At 39.5% G+C, this 1837-nt stretch carries 3 protein-coding genes; all 3 read right to left on the bottom strand.

What is annotated here, in order from left to right; genetic code table 11:
* Positions 1–257 (bottom strand): IS200/IS605 family transposase (gene tnpA / locus GPK60_RS09780; protein WP_346727757.1); only part of this gene is annotated, 257 nt, incomplete at its 3' end.
* A 236-nt stretch (positions 258–493) separates the two neighbouring features.
* Positions 494–667, bottom strand: a complete 174-nt coding sequence (locus tag GPK60_RS09775) for a hypothetical protein (protein ID WP_215659730.1) — start codon at positions 665–667, stop codon at positions 494–496.
* Positions 668–739: 72 nt separating this feature from the next.
* Complete coding sequence (locus tag GPK60_RS09770) at positions 740–1357, bottom strand: Rpn family recombination-promoting nuclease/putative transposase (protein WP_215659727.1); 618 nt, start codon at positions 1355–1357, stop codon at positions 740–742.
* Positions 1358–1837 lie beyond the last annotated feature (480 nt).

The raw sequence follows: 1837 nt of genomic DNA, 5'->3' as shown, positions 1-1837 counted from the left end.
TTCAGATACTTGACGATTGCTGTTATGGACAGCTTTGGTGGAGCTGTTACAAAGCAGTGGACATGGTCTCCTTCACCACATTCAAATAAATAAACAGTAAAGCCCTTGTCCTCAGCAATCTGCTGCACCAGTTCCTTTAGGTATTCCTCAATTCCTGAGTTTAATATCTTCCGTCGGTATTTCACTGACCATACCATATGGTAGTTGATATTACACACGCAAGTTCTATAATGTATTAGATTTTCTTTCATACATATAGTATAGCATAATGCACGGAAATGTGCAATACAAAGTCGAACATATTTTCGTTTGGTTCTATGCCGGTTACGGTATTAATGTCACTGGAGTCAATAGCAGGGAGATTATTATATTATTTTCAATGTGCAGACATGCACACTCCTACACTTTCATCTCGGTAATTGAATTGCCGAGGATTCCCCCTTATTGTCCTAACATTAATCCCTTTTCCATTCAAGGCATTCTTCGTTTTGCTTTACTGTTCCGGAATTATATTTTCTGGCAACTCCGCAAGTCTTCTGGCTTCTTTCTCGTCAAATCCTTCCTTACACAAATTTTTATACACCAACATTTTTCCTTTTATTTCTCCCTCACTCCTGCCAATCTCTATTCCTTTTTCTATCCCCATTTTTTCCAGTCTTTCTGCCACATCACACATACTCCGGACTCCTTTCTTCTTTTTCCTGAAAATTTCCTCATAACGCTTATCTCCTGTCATGACCTACAAAAGCTTCAGCACTTCATCCACATGCCTGATCTCTGTTGGATCATCCGGTATATAATCTCTGTTTTTTCTTTTCTGTACAAAAAAATTTGCCACCACTTTGAAATCACTGCGGAAATGACTGATCTGCTCTTCTGTCAGCCATGCAACCTCAAAAACATGCATCTGGTAATCATTTACATAACTATCCAGACATTGCGGGACTTCCATCAGTTCTTTAATCTTTTTTCTGCTGTTCCAATGCCTGTCTGTCCCGAAATACAATACAATTGTCACCACCGGCAGCATTTTTCTTCTTTCCTGCTGTAACTGATTCCGATATGCCGACCCATCGTATCCAATGATGCGAAACGGCATATTCTTCTCCACGATACTCTGATTTTCAATTCCACAGATTGCAAGTTCCACCTTCTCATCCTTCCAGTATTTTGCAATATCACGCTCCAGTTCATGAACCTTGTCATCTTCTGCCTTATACTGTGCATGAACGGTTGTATTTTCCAGATCCTCCGGTTTAATCTCCTGTTCCCCGCCAAATAGTAATCCATTTATGATATCTGCAAAAACATCATTATAATCTTCCAATACCTTTTCTGTAATATCTTTTTGTCCCATAGGCTTCGCTCCTTTTTCTGTATTTTTACCTGTATACGAAGCCATCTGTTTTGTATCTGAGCTGTATTTTTACATTTTCCGCAAATACCTTGAACTGTATCGAGATTTCCTCTCGTACAATCGTATTAGACCAAAAGATGCCATTACATAATTTTTCAGCCGCTTCGTGCAGGCTTTTGATTTGTGGATTTTCCTGCCGAATGGCATAGAATATCGAATAAGATTTGATGTATTGATTTTGTTTGTGTTTATTATACTTGCGTATGTGATGCGTGTCAACCTTTTTGTTTCTTTTTCAAAAACATCCAAATAAAAATTGACCGAGCTCTTTAGAGCGAGGGATGCTTCTTGTCCGAAGGGCAAGAAGATGGGCCTTAAGAAAACTTATACGTAAAATATGACGCCATGATGATCCGAAAACAATCTCCTGACACGCTGCGTTTCCTGTTCGGTTCGCTCGCCTGTTAGCCGCCCTTCGCC

This window comes from Ruminococcus sp. MCC718, assembly GCF_018783905.1.
Classification (GTDB): domain Bacteria; phylum Bacillota; class Clostridia; order Lachnospirales; family Lachnospiraceae; genus Hominisplanchenecus; species Hominisplanchenecus faecis.
Note: the sequence above shows the minus strand (reverse complement) of the source record. Positions and strands in the feature narration are given on the sequence as shown.

What these genes read in the sequence shown, in the direction of transcription:
- GPK60_RS09770 (WP_215659727.1), bottom strand. Translation starts at nt 1,357, where the DNA reads ATGGGACAAAAAGATATTACAGAAAAGGTATTGGAAGATTATAATGAT.